The 26,815-nt window shown below is 37.1% G+C and carries 24 protein-coding genes; 17 read left to right on the forward strand and 7 right to left on the reverse strand.

Annotated features, from left to right (window positions below):
• Position 1: 1 nt before the first annotated feature.
• The gene (locus CBG49_RS10215) at positions 2–310 is read left to right on the forward strand and encodes a hypothetical protein (protein WP_040361663.1); all 309 of its coding nucleotides are present in this window, start codon (positions 2–4) and stop codon (positions 308–310) included.
• Entirely contained in the window at positions 288–722 is a 435-nt protein-coding gene (locus CBG49_RS10220; protein WP_088594408.1) for a hypothetical protein, read from the forward strand. Before CBG49_RS10215 ends, CBG49_RS10220 begins: the two co-directional genes overlap by 23 nt.
• On the opposite strand, the gene CBG49_RS10225 is transcribed toward CBG49_RS10220, so the two are convergent.
• Both CBG49_RS10225 and CBG49_RS10230 read right to left on the reverse strand, forming a co-directional pair.
• Positions 697–1,389 carry an LrgB family protein gene (locus CBG49_RS10225; protein ID WP_009412115.1) on the reverse strand — a complete coding sequence of 231 codons (693 nt, stop codon included), beginning with the start codon at positions 1,387–1,389 and terminating at the stop codon, positions 697–699. The genes CBG49_RS10220 and CBG49_RS10225 overlap by 26 nt on opposite strands.
• 1 nt (position 1,390) lies before the next feature.
• Positions 1,391–1,735, reverse strand: coding sequence for a CidA/LrgA family protein (locus CBG49_RS10230; RefSeq protein ID WP_009412116.1), 345 nt, complete (start codon positions 1,733–1,735; stop codon positions 1,391–1,393).
• A 127-nt stretch (positions 1,736–1,862) separates the two neighbouring features.
• Here CBG49_RS10230 and CBG49_RS10235 point away from each other — a divergent pair, with 127 nt between their 5' ends.
• The gene (locus CBG49_RS10235; protein ID WP_009412117.1) at positions 1,863–2,843 is read left to right on the forward strand and encodes a hypothetical protein; all 981 of its coding nucleotides are present in this window, start codon (positions 1,863–1,865) and stop codon (positions 2,841–2,843) included.
• Between the two features lie 18 nt (positions 2,844–2,861).
• On the forward strand, positions 2,862–5,282 hold the full coding sequence (locus CBG49_RS10240; RefSeq protein WP_193433066.1) for a glycoside hydrolase family 95 protein: 2,421 nt from the start codon (positions 2,862–2,864) through the stop codon (positions 5,280–5,282).
• Between the two features lie 59 nt (positions 5,283–5,341).
• On the opposite strand, the gene CBG49_RS10245 is transcribed toward CBG49_RS10240, so the two are convergent.
• Positions 5,342–6,997, reverse strand: coding sequence for a ribonucleoside-diphosphate reductase subunit alpha (locus tag CBG49_RS10245; RefSeq protein ID WP_002681210.1), 1,656 nt, complete (start codon positions 6,995–6,997; stop codon positions 5,342–5,344).
• A 163-nt stretch (positions 6,998–7,160) separates the two neighbouring features.
• Between CBG49_RS10245 and CBG49_RS10250 the strand changes: the two genes are divergently transcribed.
• Complete coding sequence (locus CBG49_RS10250) at positions 7,161–7,958, forward strand: SAM hydrolase/SAM-dependent halogenase family protein (RefSeq protein ID WP_009412119.1); 798 nt, start codon at positions 7,161–7,163, stop codon at positions 7,956–7,958.
• 90 nt (positions 7,959–8,048) lie between these two features.
• Positions 8,049–9,101, forward strand: a complete 1,053-nt coding sequence (locus tag CBG49_RS10255; protein ID WP_088594409.1) for an efflux RND transporter periplasmic adaptor subunit — start codon at positions 8,049–8,051, stop codon at positions 9,099–9,101.
• 8 nt (positions 9,102–9,109) lie between these two features.
• Here CBG49_RS10255 and CBG49_RS10260 read toward each other — a convergent pair whose 3' ends face one another.
• Complete coding sequence (locus CBG49_RS10260) at positions 9,110–9,667, reverse strand: L-threonylcarbamoyladenylate synthase (protein WP_088595311.1); 558 nt, start codon at positions 9,665–9,667, stop codon at positions 9,110–9,112.
• Positions 9,668–9,704: 37 nt separating this feature from the next.
• On the opposite strand from CBG49_RS10260, the gene CBG49_RS10265 reads away from it, so the two are divergent.
• Complete coding sequence (locus CBG49_RS10265; RefSeq protein WP_088594410.1) at positions 9,705–11,897, forward strand: FUSC family protein; 2,193 nt, start codon at positions 9,705–9,707, stop codon at positions 11,895–11,897.
• Positions 11,898–11,903: 6 nt separating this feature from the next.
• Here the strand turns inward: CBG49_RS10265 and CBG49_RS10270 are convergent, their stop codons facing one another.
• Positions 11,904–12,365 carry an energy transducer TonB family protein gene (locus tag CBG49_RS10270; protein WP_088594411.1) on the reverse strand — a complete coding sequence of 154 codons (462 nt, stop codon included), beginning with the start codon at positions 12,363–12,365 and terminating at the stop codon, positions 11,904–11,906.
• Between the two features lie 68 nt (positions 12,366–12,433).
• Between CBG49_RS10270 and recO the strand changes: the two genes are divergently transcribed.
• The gene (gene recO / locus CBG49_RS10275; protein ID WP_088594412.1) at positions 12,434–13,150 is read left to right on the forward strand and encodes a DNA repair protein RecO; all 717 of its coding nucleotides are present in this window, start codon (positions 12,434–12,436) and stop codon (positions 13,148–13,150) included.
• A 123-nt stretch (positions 13,151–13,273) separates the two neighbouring features.
• Positions 13,274–14,164: a lipoyl synthase gene (gene lipA, locus CBG49_RS10280; protein WP_009412125.1), complete on the forward strand. Its 891-nt coding sequence runs from the start codon at positions 13,274–13,276 to the stop codon at positions 14,162–14,164.
• A 77-nt stretch (positions 14,165–14,241) separates the two neighbouring features.
• Here the strand turns inward: lipA and CBG49_RS10285 are convergent, their stop codons facing one another.
• Both CBG49_RS10285 and pdhA read right to left on the reverse strand, forming a co-directional pair.
• Entirely contained in the window at positions 14,242–15,846 is a 1,605-nt protein-coding gene (locus CBG49_RS10285) for a pyruvate dehydrogenase complex dihydrolipoamide acetyltransferase (protein ID WP_088594413.1), read from the reverse strand.
• A 36-nt stretch (positions 15,847–15,882) separates the two neighbouring features.
• On the reverse strand, positions 15,883–16,881 hold the full coding sequence (gene pdhA / locus CBG49_RS10290; RefSeq protein WP_009412127.1) for a pyruvate dehydrogenase (acetyl-transferring) E1 component subunit alpha: 999 nt from the start codon (positions 16,879–16,881) through the stop codon (positions 15,883–15,885).
• A gap of 129 nt (positions 16,882–17,010) precedes the next feature.
• Between pdhA and CBG49_RS10295 the strand changes: the two genes are divergently transcribed.
• The 8 genes from CBG49_RS10295 to bioA all read left to right on the forward strand — a co-directional run bounded on the left by CBG49_RS10295 (position 17,011) and on the right by bioA (position 26,756).
• Entirely contained in the window at positions 17,011–19,350 is a 2,340-nt protein-coding gene (locus CBG49_RS10295; RefSeq protein WP_088594414.1) for a beta-N-acetylhexosaminidase, read from the forward strand.
• A gap of 172 nt (positions 19,351–19,522) precedes the next feature.
• Entirely contained in the window at positions 19,523–20,524 is a 1,002-nt protein-coding gene (locus CBG49_RS10300) for an AAA family ATPase (protein ID WP_088594415.1), read from the forward strand.
• A 39-nt stretch (positions 20,525–20,563) separates the two neighbouring features.
• Positions 20,564–21,259 carry a plasmid pRiA4b ORF-3 family protein gene (locus CBG49_RS10305; protein ID WP_088594416.1) on the forward strand — a complete coding sequence of 232 codons (696 nt, stop codon included), beginning with the start codon at positions 20,564–20,566 and terminating at the stop codon, positions 21,257–21,259.
• A gap of 28 nt (positions 21,260–21,287) precedes the next feature.
• Positions 21,288–22,154 carry a DUF58 domain-containing protein gene (locus CBG49_RS10310; RefSeq protein WP_088594417.1) on the forward strand — a complete coding sequence of 289 codons (867 nt, stop codon included), beginning with the start codon at positions 21,288–21,290 and terminating at the stop codon, positions 22,152–22,154.
• A 55-nt stretch (positions 22,155–22,209) separates the two neighbouring features.
• Positions 22,210–23,844 (forward strand): hypothetical protein, encoded by a 1,635-nt coding sequence (locus CBG49_RS10315; protein ID WP_088594418.1) that lies wholly within the window; start codon positions 22,210–22,212, stop codon positions 23,842–23,844.
• Between the two features lies 1 nt (position 23,845).
• On the forward strand, positions 23,846–24,847 hold the full coding sequence (locus CBG49_RS10320; protein WP_088594419.1) for a vWA domain-containing protein: 1,002 nt from the start codon (positions 23,846–23,848) through the stop codon (positions 24,845–24,847).
• 5 nt (positions 24,848–24,852) lie between these two features.
• A complete protein-coding gene (locus CBG49_RS10325) occupies positions 24,853–25,482 on the forward strand; it encodes an endonuclease III domain-containing protein (RefSeq protein ID WP_088594420.1) in 630 nt (209 codons plus the stop codon).
• Complete coding sequence (gene bioA / locus CBG49_RS10330; RefSeq protein WP_088594421.1) at positions 25,479–26,756, forward strand: adenosylmethionine--8-amino-7-oxononanoate transaminase; 1,278 nt, start codon at positions 25,479–25,481, stop codon at positions 26,754–26,756. Before CBG49_RS10325 ends, bioA begins: the two co-directional genes overlap by 4 nt.
• The last annotated feature ends 59 nt before the right edge of the window (positions 26,757–26,815 follow it).

Raw genomic sequence — 26,815 nt, forward strand, 5'->3', positions numbered from 1 at the left:
AATGAATGTAGATAAATATACACCATTTAAAGACTTTGGCTTCTATCTAATAGTAGCCCTCTTATTATTGCTCACCAGTTATATAACACTCTTTCCTTATCTGCTACAATATGAGGAAAGTAACCATCCCTCAAAAAGAGCAATCTTGAGCAACTCTATTTTTGAGATAGTTTTTTTCTCTTATAACTTCTTGGAAAAGATTACTATTTATGCTCTACCATTGGCTTTTATCACCTCTTTGTTTTCAATAGCAACATTACTATCAATTTTAGCAAATCTGATAAAATATGTATACCATAAAAACAACTGATTTCTTTACAGATAAAGGTATAAATAAAGCCTTATATGATAAAACTCTTGTTCAAACTATAGCCGATGTGTGGTCTGAAAACCAAAAAATTTTAGCAATCTACAATACTCATTACAAAATAGAGTTTAGCTTTACTAAAAACAACATACTTCGTTATGTAATGATTGAAGAAATAACTCCTCAAGAGCAAAAACAGCCCTTTCAATGTGAATTTATTGACGATATAGATATTTTTAAAAAGAGTTTAAACGATATTAAAACACTTTTTAAACGAACTACTACTGATAACAACATTACTATAGACAAAGTCCTTATCCATTTTGAAGATGAAAAAGTAGATAGCTTGTACTATTTCCCTTATTCTGCAAGTACAACAAACACTGAAATTAGAACAACAGATGCACCACTGTAGGAGCTAATACAGCTGTAAAAATACCATTGAATATCATCCCTAAACTTGCGTATACAGCATATTTTTCACTGAGGTTAAACGCTGCCATTATACCCAGCGCGTGAGAAGCTGTACCTAAAGAAATTCCTTTTGCCATCGGACTCTTGATACGAAACCAATTGAGAAAAGTAATTCCAAAAATATTCCCCAAAAAGCCCGTAGTCATCACTGCCATCACGGTGATAGGCTCAATGCCGTGGAGCACACGCGATACTTCTAATGCAATAGGAGTTGTTACCGATTTTGGTGCTAAAGAAATAGCAATATCATTGGATAGTCCTAACCATTTAGCTGTTAAACATACTGTTATAATCCCCACTAAACTACCTGCAAACTGAGAAACTACTAACGGGATAAGTTGTTTTCTTATCTTAGAAAGTTGAAGATAAAGAGGTACCCCTAAGGCTACAATAGAAGGTTTGAGCCAAAAATCAATATACTGTCCAGCTTCTTCATATTTTTCAGGAGATATTTTAAAGATGATAAGATATGAAACTAATACTAAAACAGTAATGAGTACAGGGTTTAAGAATACTGAATTATATTTTTTTTGTAATAGCAATACCCCATAATAAAGGATAAAGGTAATACCTAATAAAACTACTTGATTTTCTGCGAGTGCTTTCATTTTATTTAAGACGTTTACGGAAAAATTGATATACGTGACCAGTAACTACAATCACCACTATAGTACTGATAATAATAGAAATAAAAATAGCTAAAAAGTTTTCACCTATCTGCTTGAAATAAGCCATAATACCTATGCTAGGAGGAACAAAAAAGAGACCTAAATTGGAAATTAGCAAATCGGAGAGAGCTTTAATCGATTGCAGTTTTATCCATCCGAGTTGTAAAAATAAGGTAAGAAAAAGCATTCCGATGATACTAGAAGGAAAAGGAATATGTGTAAGAGCTACAATCAATTCACCTATACCCAAACAGCCAAAAATAATAGCAAAATAACGTATTAACATAACTTGTTTCCATTAAAAAACGGTGGCAAAATTACAACTTCTTTTTTTAATGTGAATAAAAAAATGTAAAAAATTTGCATTATATACATTTTTATTACTACATTTGCAAGATTTTAAAAAGTGACTTATGAGCAATAACTACGACAAACCCCTTTTTTTAGAACAAGCTAACAACAGTTTAGCTGAAAGAGGAAGCGATCAATCTCTTCCTGCTTATGGACTCCCTGATGACGACAAGCCTAAAGGAGGCGGTGTTTTATCAAAAATACTCATCGCTATATTGGCTATTGCAACTGGTGGTTTAGGATATTACACCTATTCTCTCAATAAAGATAGACAAATTACTGAAAATGAGCTCACCTCACAAAAAAAACAAGTGATGAGTGATTTAAAATTACTGAGAGATAGCTACGACAAAGTTGTAATTGAAAACAAAGATGTAAAAGAAGATTTATTGCAAGCGCGCAATAAAATTGACCAATACATCGACTCTTTACAAAATATGAAAGTGAGTATCTCTTCTTTAGCTCGCTTCAAAAATCAAGCTTTCACTTTAGCTAAAGAACGCGACCTTTTGATAAGAAAGAATGACTCTTTAATGCGTGTGAACTCGGCTATCAAAAAAGATTTGGATAGTGTAAGCGTGAAATTAGATTTAGCAAGTGCTAAAGTAGACTCTCTCGCTCGTCAAACTAATCAACTTAAAAAGGTAGTGGAAACAGGGTCTGCTTTGCAAATTGGCAAACTCATTGCTGAAGCAGTGAAAGGCTCTAAAAATAAAACTACCGATAGAGGTAGAGCTGCCGATAAACTGAAAATATGCTTTACTGTAGGTGCTAATAAAATTGCTAAATCGGGATCAAGATACTTCTACATACAAGTAAATTCACCCTCTGGAACTATTTTAGGTAGCAATGAGAGTTTCTCTTCTGGATCAGAAAGTGTGAACTATAGCACTGCTACTCACTTTATTTACGACAACAAAAGTGTAGATATTTGTGACTTTATTGCCAAAGTAGGTAAAGAGTTTGAAAAAGGTACTTATAAAGTAACTGTTTACGACGATAAACTCAACCAAGTAGGTACTACTGATTTACTTCTGAAATAATACAACCTTTTATAAATTATGAAAACTATTAGTTTCTTTATATCATTACTAATTGGATTATTTCTTTATGCACAACCTCAAGATGTTTCAGTAGTGTTTCACGAACCTGCTAAACATTTTACCGAAAGTTTACCTATTGGCAACGGGCGCTTAGGAGCTATGCTTTTTGGCAAAACTGATATTGATAGAATTGTACTCAATGAAATCTCACTCTGGTCTGGAGGAACACAGGATGCTGATGATCCTGATGCTCATATACATCTAAAAACCATACAACAATTTCTATTAGACGGTAAAAATTTAGAAGCTCAATCCCTTTTGCAAAAACACTTTATCGCTAAAGGAAAAGGTTCTTGTAACGGTAATGGGGCAAATGGCAACTATGGTTGTTACCAAATATTAGGCGAGTTACAATTAGATTGGAAAACTAACCTCCCTATAGAAAACTATCAACGCATTCTTCGTTTAGACCAAGCTACTGCTTTTACTTCATTCAAGCGGGGTGATAACCATATTCAACAAATTGCTTTTGCTGATTTTAAAAATGACCTTATCTGGATAAGAATTACAGCTTCTCAGCCCTTAGATATGGATATTTTTCTAAATCGCAAAGAGAATGCTACAACATCTTATAAATCAAATAAAATCATACTCTCAGGTGCCCTCCCTAATAATGATATACAAGGAATGCAATTTGCTTCAGTAATAGATATTCAAACAGATGGAAATCTTCAAAATACAGCCTCTGCTACCTCTGTACAAAAAGCCAAAGAAATAGTATTTAAAATAAGTGCTGCAACCAATTATGATTTTACTAAAGGAGGGCTTACACAAGATGATGTACTACAAAAAGCTAATAATTATCTACAAAAAACAACCATTCCTTTTGATAATGCTATTATAGAAAGCCAAAAGGCTTATCAAGTACTTTTTAATCGTAATCGCTGGTATAGTGATGCTAATACTGACACAAGCTCCTTCAGCACTTTTGAGCGATTACAGCGATTTTACAAAGGTAAAAAAGATGCTTTACTACCTATATTGTATTACAATTTTGGTAGATATTTACTCATCTCTTCCTCTCGTGAAGGTCTCTTACCCGCTAATTTACAAGGCTTATGGGCTGAAGAGTACCAAACCCCTTGGAATGGCGATTACCATTTGAATATCAATCTACAAATGAACTATTGGTTAGCTGAAAGCACTAATCTTTCTGAACTCACAACACCTTTACATCAGTTTACTAAAAACTTAGTTGCTAACGGACGCAAAACTGCAAAAGCTTATTACGATGCTAAGGGCTGGGTGGCACACGTGATTAGCAACCCTTGGTTTTACACCTCCCCAGGTGAATCGGCTGAATGGGGTTCTACACTTACCGGAGGTGCGTGGCTATGTGAGCACATCTGGCAACATTACCTCTACACCCTCAACACTGATTTTTTAAAAGAATATTATCCCGTACTAAAAGAAGCAGCCGATTTTTTCCAAAGTTTGTTAATCAAAGACCCTAAAACAGGCTACTGGGTAACAGCTCCCTCTAACTCACCCGAAAATGCCTATATAATGCCCCAGCTAAAAGATGGCAAAAAGCAAATAGGTAACACTTGTATTGCCCCTACTATGGATATGCAAATAGTGCGAGAACTCTTTAGTAACACTCTACAAGCTGCCAAAATATTAGGTGTCGATAGTGATCTTTACTCTCAATGGCAAGAAATTATAACACATACTGTCCCTAATCGCATCGGTAGGAAAGGAGACCTCAACGAATGGTTAGATGATTGGAAAGACGCTGAACCCAATCATCGCCACGTATCACATCTCTATGGACTATACCCTTACGACGAGATTACCCCTTGGGATACACCAGCTTTAGCTAAAGCTGCTAAAAAAACACTCAAAATGCGAGGAGATAGAGGTACTGGTTGGTCACGTGCGTGGAAGATAAATTTCTGGGCGCGATTACAGGATGGCAATCACGCTTTAGTGTTATTACGACAATTGTTACATCCTGTAGATCCCAATAGTACCAGCGGACAAAATGGAGGTACTTACCCTAATCTCTTTTGTGCTCACCCTCCTTTTCAAATAGATGGCAATTTAGGAGGAGCAGCAGGTATTGCTGAGATGCTTTTGCAAAGTCACGGAAAGAATTATACCATTCGCTTTTTGCCTGCACTCCCGTTCCACCCCGATTGGGAAAAAGGTACTGTGGAAGGAATGAAAGCTCGCAATGGTTTTGAAGTGAGTTTTAATTGGAAAAAACACCGCTTAAAAACAGCTACTATCACCTCTCTCTATGGCGCTGATTGCAGTGTTTTACTTCCTGCAGGTAAAAGCATTTACTACAAACAAACTTTATTAATCCCCTCTAAAAAGAAATCACAAGTAGTGAGTTTCCCTACTGAAAAAGGTGCTACTTATAGTATTCTATAAAGCAAAAAAGGCTGTACAGCAATCCGCTATACAACCTTTTTTGCAAACAAATTAATATGTTATGCTTCGCAACTACTACAGTTCACAAAGTTCATTATCATCTCTTTAGCTACTGATTGACTGCGTTGGTAGTACAAGCTTTTTACTCCTAACTTCCACGCTTCTATCATCACTTTATTCACATCTTTGATAGGCATCACCGATGGAATATTTAAGTTCAAACTCTGTGTTTGATCTATATACGCTTGGCGCTGTGCAGCCTGCGATATAATTTCCATAGGAGATATTTCTTTAAAAGTTTTAAACACGTTCTTCTCTTGTTGTGTAAGCTCTTGCAAGTGTTGCACCGAACCATTATTCAAACGGATAGAACGCCATACATCCTCATTGTTAAGTCCTTTTTCTTCTAACAGTTGAGTGAGGTATTTGTTTTTGCGCATAAAGTTTCCTTTGGAAAGTCCTACCTTATAGTAATTACTTGAATAAGGTTCAATACCAGGGGAAACTTGCCCTAAAATAGCTGAACTAGAAGTGGTAGGAGCGATTGCCATAGTAGTGGTATTACGTCTGCCATAACCTTTTAGCACTTCAGGTTCTCCGTAAATATGCGCCAATTCTTTAGTTGCTTTTTCTGCTTCCTCACGAATATATTTAAAAGCACGCGCATTGAATTGAGTAGCTTCAAAGCTTTCAAAAGGTATCATATTACGTTGCAAATATGAGTGATAACCTAATACTCCTAAGCCTAAAGCACGGTGGCGAATAGCAAAGTTGCGAGCTGCCTGCAAATAGTAATTCCCTTTTGTTTTCTCTATAAATTCTGAAAGTACAGCGTCTAAGAAGAAAACTGCCAATTTCACTGCTTTAGTATCTTTCCACTCATCAAAAAGTTCTAAGTTCATTGATGAAAGACAACAGATAAACGATTCATCTTCACTTGAAGGCAGCATAATCTCACTACACAAATTACTTGAGCGGATAATCATATCTTTATCTTTGTACACCTGAGGGCGATTGCGATTAGCATTATCTGTAAAGATAATATAAGGCAAACCTTTTTGTTGGCGAGATTCTAATACCCGAGCCCACAAACGGCGTTTTTCTACATCTCCATCTATCATCTCCTGCATCCAATAATCAGGTACGCAAATCCCGAAGAAAAGGTTTTGAATAGGGAACTCTACATCTTTAATCTGCAAAAACTCTTCAGCATCGGGGTGGTCGATATCGAGATAAGCCGCAAAAGCACCGCGTCTTACCCCTCCTTGTGACACCACATCCATAGCCGAGTCGAACAATTTCATAAAACTCACTGCTCCGCTTGATTTACCATTATCGGTAACTGCCGAACCGCGACTGCGCAATTCACCAAAATAACCAGAAGTCCCCCCTCCTATTTTGGTTTGCATAATCACCTCGCCGAGTTTGTGAGTAATTCCCTCAATGCTATCAGGCACGTGCACATTAAAGCACGAAATAGGTAAGCCGCGCTCAGTACCCATATTTGCCCAAATAGGAGATGAGAAACTAATCCAACCTTTGGTGATCATCTCTTTAAAAGCTGGTTGTAATTCAGGTTTGTACAAACGTTGTGCAGCGGCGCGTGTGATACGATCTATTGCTCCCTCCACACTCTCACCTTTTAATAAATAGCCTCTATTGAGGATTTGTTCAGACTCTTCGTTGAGCCACCAAATATCTTTTTCTTCGTTCATAACTTTTTATTTTCGGGCTGCAAAGTAACGGCTTTCTATTCGATTTTCACACCCTCTAACGAATAAGTTATTAACAAAGTTTTCAACAATCCATAAAAATCAGTGATTTTGAGTTGGGTATTTCAATTGAATGCTATACCTTTGCAGTCTCATTCTCACAAATATGAAAATAATCACTCTTACCACCGATTTTGGATTGCACGATTATTCAGTTGCTGCTGTGAAGGGCGCTCTCTACAGCAAGTGCCCTGATGCCACTATTGTAGATATTTCTCATTTCATCTCTCCTTTCAACATCTTAGAAACTTTTTATATCCTCCAAAATAGTTACATACACTTCCCTGAGGGTAGTATTCACATCATAGGGGTAGATACTGAACGCTCTGTTTCAAAAAAACATCTATTAATGTCACTCAACGGGCATTACTTTATAGGTGCTGATAATGGCATTTTCCACCTCCTTTCTGAAAATTATACTAATGTAGCATTGTATGAGTTTAATACCCAACCTCCTACCCCTCTTTTTTCTACACTTTATAGTTTTACTTCAATAGCCGAACAAATTTGCAAAAACACTCCTCTTAACCAAATAGGTACTCCTATTGAAAAGTGTAATCCTGTATCATATTTCAGGCCAGAAGTATCTACCGATGAAGCTTTCATTCACGGAATAATTATCTATATAGATCATTATGGTAATGCTGTGAGTAATATTTCGCGTTCTCTTTTTGAGGAAACAAGAAAAGGACGCAAATTTGAAGTTATATTCAACTTGTATTCTTTTAAAAAAGTATACAACAGCTACAGCGAAATGAACGATGATGGCAATATGATGATTCTCTTCAACGAATTGAATTTTCTACAATGTAGTATTTACAAAAGCGATACTCGTTCAGTAGGAGGAGCATCTTCTTTATTAGGTATCAATTGCCTTGATAGAGTAATTGTTCAATTCAAATAAAAAATATTTTTGGAAACTTTTTTTGTTTATTAAGTTTTTTTATTGTACCTTTGCCCCCGATTTAGAACACTTAATATTATTGTAAGAAAAATGAAAAAAGTAATTACTATAGTTGTAATAGTAGCCCTTATGGGATTAATGGCTTTCCGCCTATATTCTAACAAGCAAAAGAATGCTGAAGAAGTGGCTATCGTTGCCCAAAAAGAAGCCCAAGTAGCCGTACGTGCTGCCAAGGTAACAGAAGAAAAAGTAGCTGACCTTTTTACGGCCAATGGTACTTTTGTAGCTGAACAAGACCTAAATGTCTCTTCAGAAATAGGGGGTCAAGTAATAAAAATCTTCGTAAAAGAGGGTGATTTTGTGAGAGCAGGACAAGTATTGGCACAAACAAAAGCCGACAGAACTAATGTCCAGTTAGACAACGCCAAAGCAGCACTCGAAACAGCAAAATCGGATTTAAAGCGCTTTGAAAGTGCTTACCAAACAGGAGGAGTTACCGCTCAACAATTGGAACAAGCGCGCTTGCAACTCAAAAACGCCCAAGCGAACTACAATTCGGCAGCTATCGTATCGGGTGATACAGCGGTGCGTAGTAAAATCAACGGGATTGTAACCAGCAAAGAAGTAGAAGAAGGAACGCTTGTAGCAGCAGGACAAACCCTCTTCAACGTGGTAAATATTGACAATCTGAAATTGAAAATTACGGTAGACGAAAGTCAAGTAGGAGAACTAAAAGTGGGGGATGTTGTTAAAATTAAACCCAGCACTTCTTCTGAATTAGTAGAGGGAAAAATTACTTTTATTGCTCCCAAATCTAACAGTGCTCTCAAATTTCCTGTAGAAATATTAGTAGCTAACAAAGATAAAAAGCTAAAAGCGGGAATGTATGCGACTGCACAGTTTGGCAGTGGTAATGATGAGGTTACAGCTCTTGTGGTACCTCATTCTGCTTTCGTGGGTAGTATTAGCCAAAACAAAATTTTCAAAATTGTAAACAACAAAGCTGAAATGGTAAACGTGAAAAGTGGTCGTAACTTTGGCGATAAGGTAGAAATCATCAGCGGACTTACTGTTGGTGAAGAAGTGATTACCAGCGGTCAAATTAATATAGATAACGGAACACCTGTGAAAATAGTAGAGTAACTTACTATTTATCTTAATATTTGAATCTCTCCGTCTGTATCAAACCTAATCAGGCGTGAGGGATTTTTTATTTGGGTATCGTCTTGACGGTAAGGTACTACATAATCACATTGCGCAATAATTTGGGGATTAATGAGTTGGTAATACAAAGGTGTTGGCTCTCCACTGATATTAGCAGAGGTAGAGACTATGGGTTTGTCAAAATCGGTAATCATCTGTTGGCAGAACACATCTTGCACGACCCTAATGGCTACTGTATTATCAGCAGCTATCACATTCTTAGCCAAATGCAAAGGGTGACTATAAATAATAGTGGTAGGCTCTTGCAAGGTTTGAAGATAAGCCAGCACCTTAGGAGGTATATCCGTTACATAGTGTTGTAACATCTCTGTATCACTCACTAAAATGATGAGGCTTTTGCTCTCACTGCGTTGTTTTATTTGGAAAATCTTAGCTACCGCTTCAGGATTTGTAGCATCACACCCCAAGCCCCAAACTGTATCAGTAGGATACAGAATTATCTTCCCTGCCTTTAATATTTCAGTTATCAGATGGTTATTTGCCATTAGTTTTGTAATTTTGCCCGCAAATATATGTAAAAAAATGTATACCTCCATCATATCTTTCTTTAAAAGTTTTTCTTTCTTCAAAGGGTGCCTCAAAACCATTGCGGTGCTTATTCCCTTGGGGTTGGGCTATTGGTTCGACCTAATGGATATTGGCATACCTATAGCTTTGAGTGTGATTGCGATTTCGCCCAGTGATATTCCAGGAAATCAAAAACACCTTTACGGAGGTCTTTTGATAGCTACGCTATTAGCAATTCTCAGTTGTGTTTTAATAAATCTCACGGCTCCTTACGAGTACTTATTACTGCCTACCATATTTCTACTCACCTTCGGAAACGCTTATATTTCGTTATACGGACATCGCGCTACAATGGTAGCTTTCGCGGGATTGTTTGAGATAGCCTCTACTTTAGCCCACTTACAAACAGGGTGGGGTATCGTGTTGTACAGCGGTTGTGTGCTATTAGGAGGTTTGTGGTACAGTATATTAGTGTATATATTCCTAAAAATACGTCCGCGTTTGTACAGTGAACAGCTGTTAGGGAAGTGCTTTGCTCTTACGGCAGAGTTTTTTTCGGTAAGAGCTGACTTACTCATCGTCAAAGACAGAAGCGAGGGTCTCAAAAAGCTCATCAACCTGCAAACAAGCCTCAACGAAAAATATGAAAAGCTCCGTGAAGCCGTACTCGATTCACGAAGCAAATCAGGTAAAACCGATTATCTGCAACGCCAATTTTTGATGTTTATAGAGCTAGTGGATATCTTCGAGTTAGCTTTAGCCAATCCTGTACAATATGAGAAAGTAGACAAGGCTTTTGCCGATCATCGCGAATATTTACAAACTTATGTAGATTTCCTCAAAGAGCTATCGAGACAGCTACAACAAATGTCCGAATACATTGGGTCACGCAAAAAGATACAATTAGACAACTGTTTAAAAGACTTATTAGCGCAAACCAAAGAGAAAAACGAAGCCTTGAAAGCACTTTCGGAAGTATCGGAAGAAGATAAAGAACGTGCTTTGCTGTTGCGAAATTTTTATATCTATATAGAAAGTCAGTATCATTCTATTGAAAATATCCGACATATTTTCGAAAACTACTATAGCAACGATGCAGGGGTACGTGATGAGAGTACTTATCGCAAGTTTGTGAGTTACCAAAACTACTCGTGGCGACGGCTCAAAGACCATATATCTTTAAAATCTACCTTTTTTAGGCACGCAATGCGTCTATCTATAGTGGTATTTTTGGGTTACCTCATAGGTGATATATTCCCTATCAACAATGCCTACTGGATTATCCTTACCATCTTCATTATTATGCGCCCTGGCTTTGGGATTACCCAAGAGCGCTCACTCAGCAGAGTTTATGGCACTATGATTGGTGGGGTTGCTTCGTTTGCAGTGATTTACCTACTCCCCTACCCTAGCTTGTACCTCTATGTCGCTATTTTGTGTATGCCTATTGCTTTTGGGTTGATTCAAGAGAACTATATGTACGCCTCTATATTCATCACTATCAGTGCGATATTTATTTTTGCACTGATTACACCTAATGTTTACAATCTTATTTATGACCGCCTATTGGATACCGTTATAGGGGTTGGACTATCGTTTGCAGGTAATTATCTCATTTTGCCTACGTGGGAACACAATACTTATAGGGAAGCGGTTACCAAATCAGTAAAAGCTAATATCGGTTACTTACAGCAAGTAAAAGAGATTTTTAACACCGGAGAAGGGATTACCACTGCCTATAAAGTATCACGCAAAGAAGCTGTGTTAGCACTCTCAAACCTAAATACCACCTTCCAACGAATGTTACAAGAGCCGAAGTTTATGCAGTATAAAAATCCATCAGTATACGGGATTATCGTGATACAGCAAACTTTCTTAGCCTCTGTGGCTTCGTTTGGTATTAGGTTGAACAGCAAGAAAGTAACCTTTCCTAAATCGGTATTCAACGAGGCAATTGAGAGTCTTATAGCAGCCTTGCAACACTGTTTGACGTTGCTTGTTGAACCTACGGCTACTGCTCAAACTGATTATAAAACGCCTATTGAACAATTTAATCAGTCCATTAGAGAAATAATAGACACTCCTCAAAATACAGATACCTCTTCACCTATCTCAATGAGAGAGACACAATTCTATGGAGAACAGTTTAATTATTTATTTGGATTAGCAAAAAACTTAGAACAAAGTATAAAAACAATTAACAATTGATAATTATTAACGGAATTTAAAGATAATACGAGATTGAAAATAAGAAGGTATTGGTTTGCCTCTGTGTTGAGCTGGTATAAACTTAGGAAGTTTTTGAACTGCAAGAATAGTCTCTTTACGAGCATATTCAGTAGTACCTCTACAATTGAGTACCTTCACAGATCCATCAGTGTTTACACAAAATTGAATAACAGCTTCTCCAGCATCCTCAAAAGGTCTTTCAAGATGTACTACCGATTGCAAATGCCTGTTATAGTATTCATTAAAACACTTATCTTCTTCAGATTCAGGAACAGCTTTACATTCCATAAATCTAACTTTTCGAGTAATCAATGGATAGTTACAAGCTGCCATTTCAGATACTTCAAAAACAGAAGAATCAACTATAATATTATTAGACATTTTATCTTTTAATTGAGCATAATTTTTAAGACTCAAAAAACAACATAAACATATAAAGATTCTCATAGTAAAACATTTTTTAAAACTATGAACAAGGAATATGCCAAGAATTATACAATCATAAAGGAGAATATATGTACGAAAAAGTTGAAGCTATTGTAATATCAAACTTAAAATACAGTGATAACAGTCTCATTGTAAAGTGTTTTACTAAAACGCTTGGCACACGTAGTTATCTACAGCAAGGTATACTTTCTGCTAAAAAGAACAGCCAAACCATAGCACTTTTTCAACCTTTTACTCTCTTAGAGCTCGTTGCTACTCATAAGAGTAATGGTTCCTTAGGGCATATCAAAGAAGCAAAAGTAACTACCCCTTATCTCTCACTCCATACTGATATATACAAAAGTACAGTAAGCCTTTTTCTTTCTGAAATATGTGCAAATATATGTACTTCTGAGGCTCCTGATATAGAACTTTTCAACTACTTAGAAGAAAAACTTATCTACTTAGATCGTAATGAGTTTTCTGCTAATTTTCATTTAAAATTCTTGCTTGACCTCAGCAAATATCTTGGTTTTTACCCCGATGATAGCGATTCATACCTTCCTTTTTTCAGTTTAGAAGAAGGCCATTTTACAACTACTGAAAATAATACAGCGGTTATTTCAGGAAATGCTCTTTCCTTGTTCAAAACACTTTTAGAAACAGATTATCCAACTCTAAATCAAATTAGAACTAACAAAAACGAACGCAATGCCTTATTGTATCTATTGCTAAAATACTACGAATGGCACTTTCCTAATTTTAAGAAAATAAAATCATTAGAAGTATTACAAGTACTTTTTTAAAATTCTTATCTGCGTTGATTTATAGATCTTTACAATAGACTATAAAAGTTTGTATCACTAAAAAATTGTCAGTTTGTAAAAAAGTAGTACTTTTGGAAAATTTTTAGTTTAAAGATTAAAACAATGAATGCAGAATCGCTTGCTATCAATAATATAGAAACTGAAGTAACTTTTACCAAAAAACCTGAATGGATACGCGTAAAGCTCCCTACAGGAAAAAAATACACCGAATTGAGAAGCGTGGTAGATCGCTATAATCTTCACACTATCTGTACTTCAGGTAGTTGCCCTAATATGGGAGAATGCTGGGGAGAAGGTACCGCTACCTTTATGATTTTAGGAAATATTTGTACTCGTTCTTGTGGATTTTGTGGTGTAAAAACTGGACGTCCTGAAAGTTTAGACTGGGAAGAACCTGAAAAAGTAGCACGCTCTATCAAGTTGATGAATATCAAGCACGCCGTACTCACTTCAGTAGACCGTGATGATTTAAAAGATATGGGAAGCATCATTTGGGCAGAAACCGTAAGAGCAGTACGCCGTATGAATCCTAATACTACTATGGAAACCCTCATCCCTGATTTTCAAGGAGTAGAACGTAATTTAAACCGCATTTTAGATGCTGCACCTGAAATTATCTCTCACAATATGGAAACTGTACGCCGATTAACGCGTGAGGTACGCATTCAAGCTAAGTACGACCGCAGTTTAGGAGTATTGCGCTATTTAAAAGAAAATGGCGCTAATCGTACCAAATCAGGAATTATGTTAGGGTTAGGAGAAAAAGAAGAAGAAGTGATAGAAACCCTTCATGACTTAAAAGAAGCTAAAGTAGATATTGTAACTATAGGTCAATATTTGCAACCCTCTAAAAAACACTTACCTGTGAAACGATTTATAACTCCTGAACAATTTGCTAAATACAAAGAAATAGGCTTAGAATTAGGATTCCGCCACATAGAGAGTGGAGCATTAGTTCGCTCGTCCTACCGTGCTCATAAACACTTATTATAATAATAGGTAATGATACAAACAAAAAAGGCTGCCCCATTGAAAGGACAGCCTTTTGTTTATAATAATAACATATTCTCCTATGCGAGCATTGTTACAGGGTTCTCAATGTATGTTTTGAGAGTTTGTAAAAATTGAGCACCTGTAGCACCATCAATAGTACGGTGGTCACAAGCAAGGGTTACTTGCATAGTGTGACCTACTACTATTTGTCCGTTTTTCACTACAGGCTTCTCAACAATTGCACCTACTGAAAGAATAGCAGAGTTAGGTTGATTGATAATAGAAGTAAATACATCTACACCAAACATACCTAAGTTAGACACAGTGAATGTGCTACCTTCCATTTCGGCAGGAGTCAATTTTTTGTTGCGTGCCTTACCAGCCAAGTCTTTTACCAAAGCACCTATTTGAGTAAGCGTTAAAGTATCCGTAAACTTGATAACAGGTACTACCAAGCCATCTTCAATAGCCACAGCCACCCCTACATTCACGTGCTTGTTGTAAAGGGTTGTATCGCCTTTCCAAGAAGTATTTACTTGAGGGTGTTTTTTAAGTGCCATTGCGCAGGCTTTTACTACCATATCGTTGAAAGATATTTTGGTGTCTGGTAAATTGTTGATTTGAGCACGAGATTCCATCGCGTTATCCATATCAATTTCTATTGCCAAATAGTAGTGAGGTGCAGTGAATTTAGACTCTGCCAAACGTTTCGCAATCGTTTTACGCATTTGTGAGTTCTTCACTTCCTCAGTTACTTCTACACCTACAGGAATTACTGTTGGGATAGCTGGATTTGCTGAAGCTGTAGCAGGAGCTGCTGCCGCTTTAGCACTTGGAGTAAAGTTTTCTACATCTTTCTTAACAATACGTCCATTTTCTCCACTTCCTTTTACTTCAGTAAGGTTAATACCTTTATCTTGAGCAATTTTCTTAGCCAAAGGTGAAGCAAACACACGGTCGTTAGCATTAACTACTGGAGCAGCTGCTGGAGCTACTGTTTCAGTAGGTTTGCTTTCGGATTTAGGAGCTGCTGCTGGAGCACTACCCCCACCTTGTAATGCAGCTAATACTGCATTCACATCAGTACCTGCAGGGCCTATAATAGCCAACAATGAATCCACTGAAGCACTTTCTCCTTCTTTTAAACCTATATACAATAAAGTACCTGAATAAAATGATTCAAACTCCATTGTAGCTTTATCAGTTTCAATTTCAGCTAAAATATCGCCTTCTTTTACTGTATCTCCTACTTTTTTAAGCCAAGAAGCTACAGTACCTTCTGTCATTGTATCACTGAGTCGAGGCATTGTTACCACCTCTACACCTGCAGGCATAGCAACACCTGCAGTGGGAGTATTAGTTACCTCAGCAACTGGTTTTGCTTCTTCAGCTTTAGGAGCTGCTGCAGGAGCTCCACCTCCAATAAGTGCTGAGATATCTTCACCTTCTTTACCTATGATTGCCAAAAGTGTATCTACTTTGGCTCCTTCACCTTCTTGTAACCCTATATATAATAAGGTACCTGAGTGAAATGATTCAAATTCCATTGTAGCTTTATCAGTCTCAATTTCAGCTAAAATGTCGCCTTCGTTTACTTTATCGCCTACTTTTTTAAGCCACTTTGCAACAACACCTTCTTCCATAGTGTCGCTCAGGCGTGGCATAGTAATAATTTCTGCCATTTATGTTCTTGTATTTAATTAGTGTTTTTAGTTTATTTAAAGTCTACTTGGCAAGAAAGGATAATTTTCTTGTTCGTAAACCACATCGTACATAATGTGTTTTTCTGGATAAGGTGATTCTTCAGCGAATTTTTCACACTCAGCCACACGCTCTTTCACACGTTCGTCGATAGCTTCTAATTCAGCATCGGTAGCGTATTTTTTCTCTTTGATAACAGCAAGTACATTGGTGATAGGATCTTGTTTTTTGTACTCTTCTACCTCTTCTTTAGTACGGTAGTGTTGTGCATCCGACATAGAGTGACCTCGATAACGATATGTACGGATATCAAGTAAAGTAGGACCATCGCCACGGCGAGCTCGTTCTATAGCTTCGTATACAGCTTCTGCTACGGTTTCAGGGTGCATACCATCTACCTCTTGGCTGGGCATTTCGTAACCCAAACCAAGTTTCCAAATATTTACGTGGTTTGCAGTTCTTTCTACGGAAGTACCCATTGCATAGTGGTTGTTTTCTACGATGAAAACTACTGGCAATTTCCATAACATTGCCAAGTTAAGTGTTTCGTGGAAAGCTCCTTGTCGCACGGCACCATCTCCCATAAAAGTAAGAGTTACTGCTTCACGATTGAAGTATTTATCGGCAAAAGCTAAACCTGCTCCAAGAGCAATTTGTCCTCCTACGATACCGTGTCCACCATAAAAGCGGTGCTCTTTAGAAAAGATGTGCATAGAACCTCCTAAACCGTGAGAAGTACCTGTACCTTTACCGTACAACTCAGCCATAATACGTTTAGGGTCTACGCCCAAACCTATAGGATGCACGTGGCAACGGTAAGAAGTAATCATCTTGTCTTTGGTCAAATCCATTGCATGGAGGCAACCAGCAGCTACAGCTTCTTGTCCATTGTAGAGATGCAAGAAACCTCTTACTTTTTGTTGGATATAAACTGCGGCGAGTTTATCTTCAAATTTTCTCCAAAAAAGCATATCCTCGTACCATTTTAGGTACACTTCTTTATCAAATTTTTTCATTTGTTAATGTATATAAAAGTCTATTCGTTTTAAAAATATTTGCAAAGGTGCAAAAAAAAAATAATGTAACCAAAAAATATTTAAAAAAAATTTATACCTTTGTCCCATTAATTCAAATTTATAAACGTAATGAAGATAAAATTAACTTCCGCACTTTTGTTATTGATGACGATGATTTCTTGTAAATCAACGACTACCAATGAGGAGGGGAGTACTGCTAACTACGAAATAGTTCCAGCTCCCGAAATGATTACCACCCTTCAAGCTGATGTCGATAAACCCTTCGTTCTTACAGCTGATACCAAGCTCACTTATCCTGAAAATGATGCTGCTTTGCAACAGTACGCTGGGTTCCTGCAAGAGTACATCAAAAAACAGGCAGGAATAGAACTGAAAGTAGCTCCTAACCAAAACAACGAAACTAACACTATTTCTCTATCACAAAACTACTCTAACGACAACAAAGAGGCTTACCAAGTAACAATTACTGCTAACAATATTACTATAAACGGAGCTTCTAAAGCTGGCACTTTCTATGGAATACAATTTTTGAGAAAATCAATCCCTGTACAAAAAGTAAATAAAATAACTTTTCCCGCTAAAAAAATCACCGATAAACCTTACTTTGCTTATCGCGGTGCTCATTTAGACAGCGCTCGCCACTTCTTTTCTGCCGACTCTGTGCGCATCTATATAGATATACTTGCTCTTCACAATATCAACAAATTTCATTGGCATCTCACTGATGATCAAGGTTGGCGTTTTGAATCTAAAAAATATCCTGAACTCACTGTGGTAGGTAGTACCCGCAGTCAAACAATGTTAGGTAAAGAATGGGATAAATTCGATGGCAAACCACACGGTGGTTTTTATACCCAACAAGAGATGAAAGAGCTTGTAAAATACGCTGCCGATCGCAATATTACTATCATCCCTGAAATCGATCTCCCTGGTCACATGGTAGCTGTTTTGGCAACTTATCCAAAATTAGGCTGCACTGGAGGTCCCTACAAAGTGAGAGAAACTTGGGGGGTTGCTGAAGATGTACTTTGTGCAGGTAACGACGAAACGTACGATTTTATCAAAAATATATTGGAAGAAGTAACCGATATATTTCCTTCTGAATACATTCATATCGGGGGAGATGAATGCCCTAAAAACAGTTGGAAAAAATGTCCTAAATGTCAAGCTAAAATAAAAGCTTTAGGTATCAAGGGCGACACAAAACACACTGCTGAAGAATATTTACAAAGCCACGTAATCAGCTTTGCTGAAGAAGTGTTAGCTAAAAAAGGTCGCAAGATGATTGGCTGGGACGAAATTCTCGAAGGTGGTTTAGCTCCTAATGCTACAGTGATGTCTTGGAGAGGTATTGGCGGTGCTATTGAAGCTACTAAATCTAACCACGATGCGATTATGACCCCTATGTCTTTCTGCTATTTCGATTACTATCAAACTGATAAAACTGATAAAGAACCTCTTGCTATAGGTAATTATCTTCCTGTAGAACGTGTATATTCTTTCAATCCTTATCCTGAAGCTCTGAATAAAGAGCAGCTAAAACATATTTTAGGAGTGCAAGCTAATATTTGGACAGAGTATATTAAAACTTTCAAACACGTTGAATATATGGCTTTGCCACGTATGGCTGCTTTAGCTGAAGTTCAATGGGTAGACCCTGCTAAACCTAAAGATTATCAAGGATTTTTACAACGCTTAATGCGCTTACTTTCTATCTATGATGTTGAAGGTTACACTTATGCTAAACATATTTTTGATCTTCGTGCAGAAGTAAAACCTGGTGTAGATGAAATCAATGTTACTCTCTCTTGTTTGCAAGATACTCCTATTTATTATACTACCGATGGTAGTGAGCCCACTAAAAATTCTAATATATACAAAGAACCTGTAAAACTCACTCAAAATACAAATTTGAAAGCCAAAGTATTTGGCAAAGAAGGTGAAAGTGAGTTTAATCAAGAGTTCTTTTTTAATAAAGCAACTGTACGTCCTATAGAGTTTTTGAGCAAACCCACTCAAAACTATGCTTATAATGGTGCTATTACCTTAGTAGATGGAAGAAAAGGAGGTACAAACTCTCGTTCTAGTGAATGGTTAGGTTTTAGTGAAGCTCCTTGTGAAGTACTTATTACCTTAAAAGATAATACTTTAGTAAAAGAAGTGAGTTTCAATGCTTTCATTGAAACTGGTGATTGGATTTATCCTCCTACTAATTTTGAAGTATGGGGCTCTAAGGATGGTAAAAACTACGTATTACTAGGCAAAGAAAGTTACGCTCTACCTAAAGAACATTTTAAAGAAATAAAAACTTATACTCTATCTTTCCCTGAAAAAGAAGTTACTTATCTAAAAGTAAAAATCAATGAAGTAAACAAGATTCCTGCTTTTCACGAAGGTGCTGCAGGCAAACCTGGTTTCCTTTTCATTGATGAAATACAAGTAAACTAAGTTTTTTATACTCATAAAAAGAAGCTGTCTGAATAGTTTTTAGGTAGCTTTTCTTTTTGTCACAAACAATCAAACTCTATAATTTTTCCCAAAAACCAAAAAAAACACCAACTTTACTTTCGTAACGGCACAATATTTGTACAATAGATAAACACTAAAAATAATTTATACTATGGAACAAAGAACATCTGTAGATATCAGTCAGATAAACGAAAAAATTGAGCGTGAAAGCGTATTCATTGATACTCTCACCAATGAAATGAATAAAGTAATTGTAGGGCAAAAGCATATGGTTAACGCCCTACTTATTGGTTTATTAGGTAAAGGGCATATCCTTTTAGAAGGAGTACCTGGATTAGCCAAAACGCTTTCTATCAACACTCTTGCTAAATCAGTACACGGGTCATTTAGTCGTATTCAGTTCACTCCCGATTTGCTACCTGCCGATGTGATAGGTACAATGACCTACAACATCAAACAAAATGAATTCTCCATTAAAAAAGGCCCTATCTTCGCAAATTTTGTCTTAGCCGACGAAATCAACCGTGCCCCTGCTAAAGTACAATCTGCTCTATTAGAGGCTATGCAAGAACGACAAGTAACCATAGGTGACTCCACTTTTAAACTTGATGCTCCTTTTATGGTAATGGCTACTCAAAACCCTGTAGAGCAAGAAGGTACTTACCCACTCCCTGAAGCCCAAGTAGACCGTTTTATGCTCAAAACAGTTATCGACTATCCTAAATTAGACGAGGAACAACAGATTATGCGCGATAATCTTAGCAATAGTTATGCTGTAGTGAATCAAACGGTGAGTTTAGAGCAAATTCTCAAAGCTCAAACAGCAGTACGTGAAGTGTATATGGATGAAAAGATTGAAAAGTATATCTTAAACATCATTTTTGCAACTCGTTATCCTGAAAAGTATAATTTGGCTGAACTTAAGCCTCTTATTAGCTTTGGGGCATCACCTCGTGGTAGTATCAATTTAGCTATGGCTGCTAAATGTTATGCTTTTATCAAACGTCGTGGTTATGTAATTCCTGAGGATGTACGAGCTGTAGTGTTCGATGTATTGCGCCATCGTATTGGCATCACCTACGAAGCAGAGGCTGAGAATATTACCTCAGTAGAGATGATTCACAAAATAGTGAATACCATTGAAGTACCATAAAATATTAAATATTAATAATTAAACGTTAATAATTAATAAATGGCATACACATTAAAAATCAGTATTGAAGGCTCAAGAAAGCCTATAATATGGCGACGTGTGAAGGTGAATAATAACATCACTTTTGAAACACTACATTATATCATTCAAACCCTTTTCAACTGGGACAATGCGCATTTATATCAATTTTACAAATTTCCGAAAAACGACTCTCGTTTGTTTATCAAAACTGAAAAGGATATGGAGTTTGGGAGAGAAATGGGCTTTGTAGGTAATGAGGATGAGGACGATAACTTCGACCCTAATGACCCTATGTCTGTTTTCTTGCACTCACACCGAGATATTTACAAACTGGTGAACAAGCCCCTCCTTTCTGATATATTAAAAAAAGAAAAGGATTATATTATCTATGAGTATGATTTTGGTGATTCGTGGGAACACAAAATTGTGTTAGAAGCTATTGATGATGAAACTCTTATCTACCCTATATGTATCAAAGGAAAAGGTAAAACTCCCCCTGAAGATTGCGGCGGTATTTGGGGTTACCAAGCAATGCTTGAAGTATTTAAAGCTGGTAAACCTAAAACTGAAGTAAAAAATTACAAGGAATGGCTATCTTTCTGTGGTTACAGCTTCCCTTGGGACGAAAATGAGTTTGATATCAATGCCATCAATGAAACTCTCATTATTGATGCTCAAAATAATTACGAAGATTTTCAGTTGGACTTTCAATAATCCCTAACTACATAATTGCTAATTAATTTTGGATACTAAAGAATTATTAAAAAAAGTACGCAAGATAGAGATAAAAACGCGTAAACTCTCCGATAATATCTTCGGAGGGGAATATCACTCTACTTTTAAAGGTCGTGGTATGACTTTCAGTGAAGTTCGCCCCTATCAATTTGGTGACGACATTCGCAATATCGATTGGAATGTAACAGCTCGCTACAACGAGCCTTTCGTAAAAGTATTTGAAGAAGAACGCGAACTTACCCTTATGTTGATGATAGATGTGAGTGGTAGTGAGCTCTTTGGTACCGAACAGCAATTCAAAAGTGAACTCATCACTGAAATAGCAGCTACTTTAGCTTTTTCCGCTTTACAAAACAACGACAAAACAGGTTTGATTCTCTTCTCCGACCAAATAGAACTGTATATACCTCCTAAAAAAGGAAAATCTCACGTATTACGTATTATCAGAGAACTTATAGAGTTTCAACCCAAAAGTTTAAGAACAAATATTTCTGAGGCTCTACAATTTCTCAGCAGAGTGAGCAAGAAAAAAGCGATTGTGTTTATGCTCTCCGATTTTATGGACAAAGGTTATGAGAAACCTATACAAATAGCCGCTAAAAAGCACGATATTACAGGGATTCGAATTTACGACAAAAAAGAAACTGAATTACCTAATTTAGGCTACATAATGGTAAAAGATGCTGAAACTGGAACATTGATGCGTGTCAACACCTCTTCAGCTGCTGTGCGAAATGAGTACACCAAACAATATCGCGAAACAGTAAACTACTTTGAAGCTCTTTGGCAGAAATCGGGTGCTGGTGTAGTGAGTTGTAGAGACGATGAGAGTTACACCCAAAAACTATTAGGATACTTCAAAAATAGAGGTTAGGTCTTTAGCAATAAGCAATAGGTCTTAGAAATTTATAAAGATAAAGGACTAAAAAATGAAACGAATATTATATTTCATACTAATATTATTTGTATTGCCTACTCTTCACGCACAAGAAGTGAAAGTAGCAACTAGTACAAAAAACATAAAGATAGGAGAACAAATAGAGTATAAAATATCCGTACAAGCTCCTGCCGATGCAGTCGTGGTATTCCCTGAAGGTCAAACTTTTGGAGCTTTGGAAATGGTAAAAACTAATCCTACCGATACCTTAAAAGAGAAAGGTAAATTCCGTTTGGAAAAAGCCTATTACCTCACTCAATTCGACGAGGGTAAATACACCATCCCACAACAAAAAATACAGATTAGCCATAAAGATTTTTATACTGATTCACTACTCGTAGAAGTACATAATGTAGCCGTAGATACGCTCAAACAGCCTTTATATGACGCTAAACCTATTGCCGAAGTAACCTCTCCCTCCTCTTCTCACCTTTGGTTATGGATTGTTTTAGGTATAGTTGCTCTTCTTTTAACTGCTGCCGCTTTATACTTTTTTGTATTTCGCAAGAAAAAACTATCTGCTGAAGAAGAACGTAAAAAACTACCTCCTTTTGAACGCGCTATTCAGGATTTAAAAGATTTACAGAACTCCAAATACCTTATAGAATCACAACATAAAGCCTATTACACACGCCTTACGGATATTGTAAAAGAATATTTGGAAGACGAGGTACATATTTTAGCTAAAGAAAGTACTACTGATGAACTCTTAGCTAAAATCAACAACTTACAAAAAACTGGAAAATTATACTTATCGACAGAAACTATCAATAATCTCAAACGTGTATTACAAAATGCCGATTTAGTGAAGTTTGCTAAGAGCAAACCTTCAGATAACAACGCTGAATACGACCGTGAAACTATTGAAAATGTAGTCATTAAAACTAAAGAAGCTATCCCTATTGTAGAAACAGAAGCTGAAACAAATCAAATAGCAGAAGAAGCGAAGGTTACACGCCCTAATAGAAAATTAAGTCGTTGGCAGAAACGCTTAATTATTGGTCTATGTTCATTAGTATTATTTCTCATTTTTATATTTGGCTACAATAAGATACGATTAAAATATTTCAGTATATATGCTCAATATAATAAAGTGGAGTGGGTAACAAGTGATTATGGCTATCCTATTACCGAGCTTACTACCCCCGAAGTACTCATTCGCAAGCAAATAGTAGATATAGTTGAGTATAAATCGATTATAGACAAACAATACACTTTCTATTACGGTAGTCTCAATTCACCACTCTATATAATGACTAATATCATTACCTTCAAGAAAGATGCCCAAAATACAGCATCTCAGCAAGAAGGACAAGACGGTGGACTTACTTTAGACCCCAAAAAAGTGAATGAAATTGTACTTTCACAATTGGATAAAGCCAAAGCAAAAAACATCACTACCTTAACGGAAGAATATACTTCTCCGAATGGAGCTAAGGGTATGAAAGTATTTGGTAAAATGAGTATCCCTAATGAAAAAGGTAAGTATTTTAATGCTTCGTATGAGCTCTATAGTTTTACTGAAAACAATGCACTCCAACAAGTACTTATTACCTACATCAACGAACCTAATGCTAATAAAATAGCTCAAAGGGTCATCAATTCTATAGTTTTTAAAACAGAATAATATGCTTAAAAATATTACATTTGCCAATCCTCAGTTCTTTTGGTTGCTGTTAGTTTTACCGCTAATGGTAGCTTGGTACATGTATTGGAATAAAAAATCTAAACCAAATGTTACTCTATCGTCTACCATCGCTTTTAGAAAGATAAGTTCGTGGAAGGATTACTTATACCATTCTCTTTTTGCTTTGCGTCTATTAGCCGTTGTCTTAATTACTATAGCTTTAGCACGCCCTCAAACACATTCTGAAAATGCACAAACTAAAATTACTGATGGGATAGATATTGTGATGGCAATAGATGTTTCATCAAGTATGCTTTCTCAAGACTTGAAACCTAACCGCTTTGAAGCCTTGAAAAAAGTAGCCTCTCAGTTTGTTAAAGATCGTCCTAATGACCGCATTGGATTGGTAGTATACGCTGGAGAAAGCTATACCAAAACACCTGTAACTACCGATAAGAGTATCATTCTTAACTCATTAGCTGAACTTACTTATGGACAAGTAGAAGATGGAACTGCTATAGGTATGGGGTTAGCAACTGCTGTAAATCGACTCAAAGAGAGCAAAGCTAAAAGTAGAGTGATTATCCTCCTTACCGATGGGGTAAACAACACTGGGGTAATCGACCCGCTTATCGCTGCCGAATTAGCTGCCGAATATGGTATCAAAGTGTATACCGTAGGTATTGGTACTAATGGTATGGCGCTTTCGCCTTACGCTCTCAACCCCGATGGTAGCATAATGTACCGAATGCTACAAGTAGAAATAGATGAATCGTTGATGAAAAAAATTGCACAAATAACTCACGGACGTTATTTCCGCGCTACTAACAACCAAAAACTCCAACAAATTTACGACGAAATCAACAAATTAGAAACCTCTAAAATTGAAGAGTTTAAATACACTGAAGTAGATGAAAAATTCCGCTTACTTGTAATCATCGCTGCTGTGTTATTATTCCTTGAGTTCCTTTTGAAACACACTGTTTTTAGGAATGAAATATAATACAAATGAAAAAAAAAGAAAAAGTAAAATTCATCATTGATACACTTGAAAGTATCTATCCTGAAATCACTATACCTCTACAACACAAAGACCCTTATACCTTACTAATAGCCGTACTCTTATCGGCTCAAACTACCGATGCACGGGTGAACCAAATCACGCCTATTCTATTTAGCAAAGCGGACAATCCGTATGATATGGTACTACTTCCGGTAGACGAAATACAGGAAATTATCAAACCCTTAGGGCTTGCTCCTATGAAATCTAAAGGTATTCACGGGCTTTCCCAAATACTCATAGACAAATACAACGGTGAAGTTCCTCAGACCTTTGAGGCTTTAGAGGCTCTCCCCTCAGTAGGACATAAAACTGCCAGCGTTGTTCTTGCACAAGCCTTTGGCATTCCGACCTTCCCCGTTGATACCCATATACACCGACTGATGCACCGCTGGAAGCTTTCCGACGGTAGCTCGGTAGTGCAAACTGAGAAAGATGCCAAACGACTCTTCCCCAAAGAAAAATGGAACAAACTGCACGTGCAAATCATCTTGTACGGGCGCGAATACAGTCCGGCGAGAGGCTGGAATATGGAAAAAGATATCATAACCAAAACCATTATACAATCGAAAAAATGAATTTACAACAGCGAGACGAAAAACATTTGTGGCACCCGTATACCCAACATCAAACGGCTGCCAAACCTATCGGAATTGTGAAAGGAAAAGATGCTCTCCTTTGGGACGAGGACGGCAAAGAATACATAGATGCCATTGCCAGTTGGTGGGTGAACCCCTATGGGCATAGCAACGAGCGATTAGCCCAAGCTGCCTACAAACAACTCACCCAGTTAGAGCACGTGCTCTTTGGTGGCTTTACACACCAACCTGCGGTAGAGCTTGCTGAAAAGCTCATCAGTATCCTGCCTAAAAACCAACAGAAAGTATTCTTCTCGGACAACGGGTCGACAGCAGTGGAAGTAGGTATCAAGATGGCTTTACAGTACTTTTTCAATAAAGGCGAGAAACGCTTTACGGTAGTTGCTTTTGAAGATGCATTTCACGGAGATACCTTTGCCGCTATGGCAGCTTCGGGTATTTCATTCTTTACTGATGCTTTTAAAGAACATTTGTTGAAAGTAGTGCGCATACCGTTACCCAAAAAAGGAAGCGATGAAGCTGCTAAAAAACTAAAAGAAGTGATTGCCGAACATCACCCTGCCGCCTTTATATTTGAAGCCTTAGTACAAGGAGCCTCAGGAATGCAAATCTATGAACCAGAAGCCTTAGACAAGCTGATTCATATCGCACAAGAAAATGGTGTGATTACCATTGCCGACGAGGTAATGACAGGCTTCGGACGTACAGGGCGCACTTTTGCTTCGGACTATCTCACTCATAAACCCGATATTATGTGCTTATCGAAAGCTCTTACAGGAGGAACGATTCCGCTTGCAGTAACTACTGCTACCCAAGAGATATTCGACGGTTTTTACAGTGAAGACGTGAACAAAGCTCTTTTCCACGGACATACCTTTACGGCAAACCCCACCGGCTGTGCGATTGCCTTAGAAGCTATTCGCATATTGGAAAGTGACGAAATGCAAGCCAATTTAAAACGTATTACACGTCGTCATCAGGAGTTTTTAGCCCGTATTGCGAAATATCCATCGGTAGAGAATGCACGTACCTTAGGTGTTATTTTGGCTTTCGACCTCAAAACCTCTCAAAATACTGACTACTACGGCTCATTCAGAGATAAACTGTACAACTTCTTTATCTCAGAAGGCGTAATACTGCGTCCGGTGGGAAATATTATCTACATTTTGCCCCCTTACATCATTACAGATGCTCAATTAGACCGAGTGTATGATGTTTTAGAAGAAGCGATACAGAAGTTTTCTGATTTGTAAAAAACATAACCTTGCCAAAGATTTCATTATCTCTCCCACAAGGCATATATCTTTGGCAA

It is taken from the genome of Capnocytophaga endodontalis (assembly GCF_002209445.1).
GTDB lineage: Bacteria > Bacteroidota > Bacteroidia > Flavobacteriales > Flavobacteriaceae > Capnocytophaga > Capnocytophaga periodontitidis.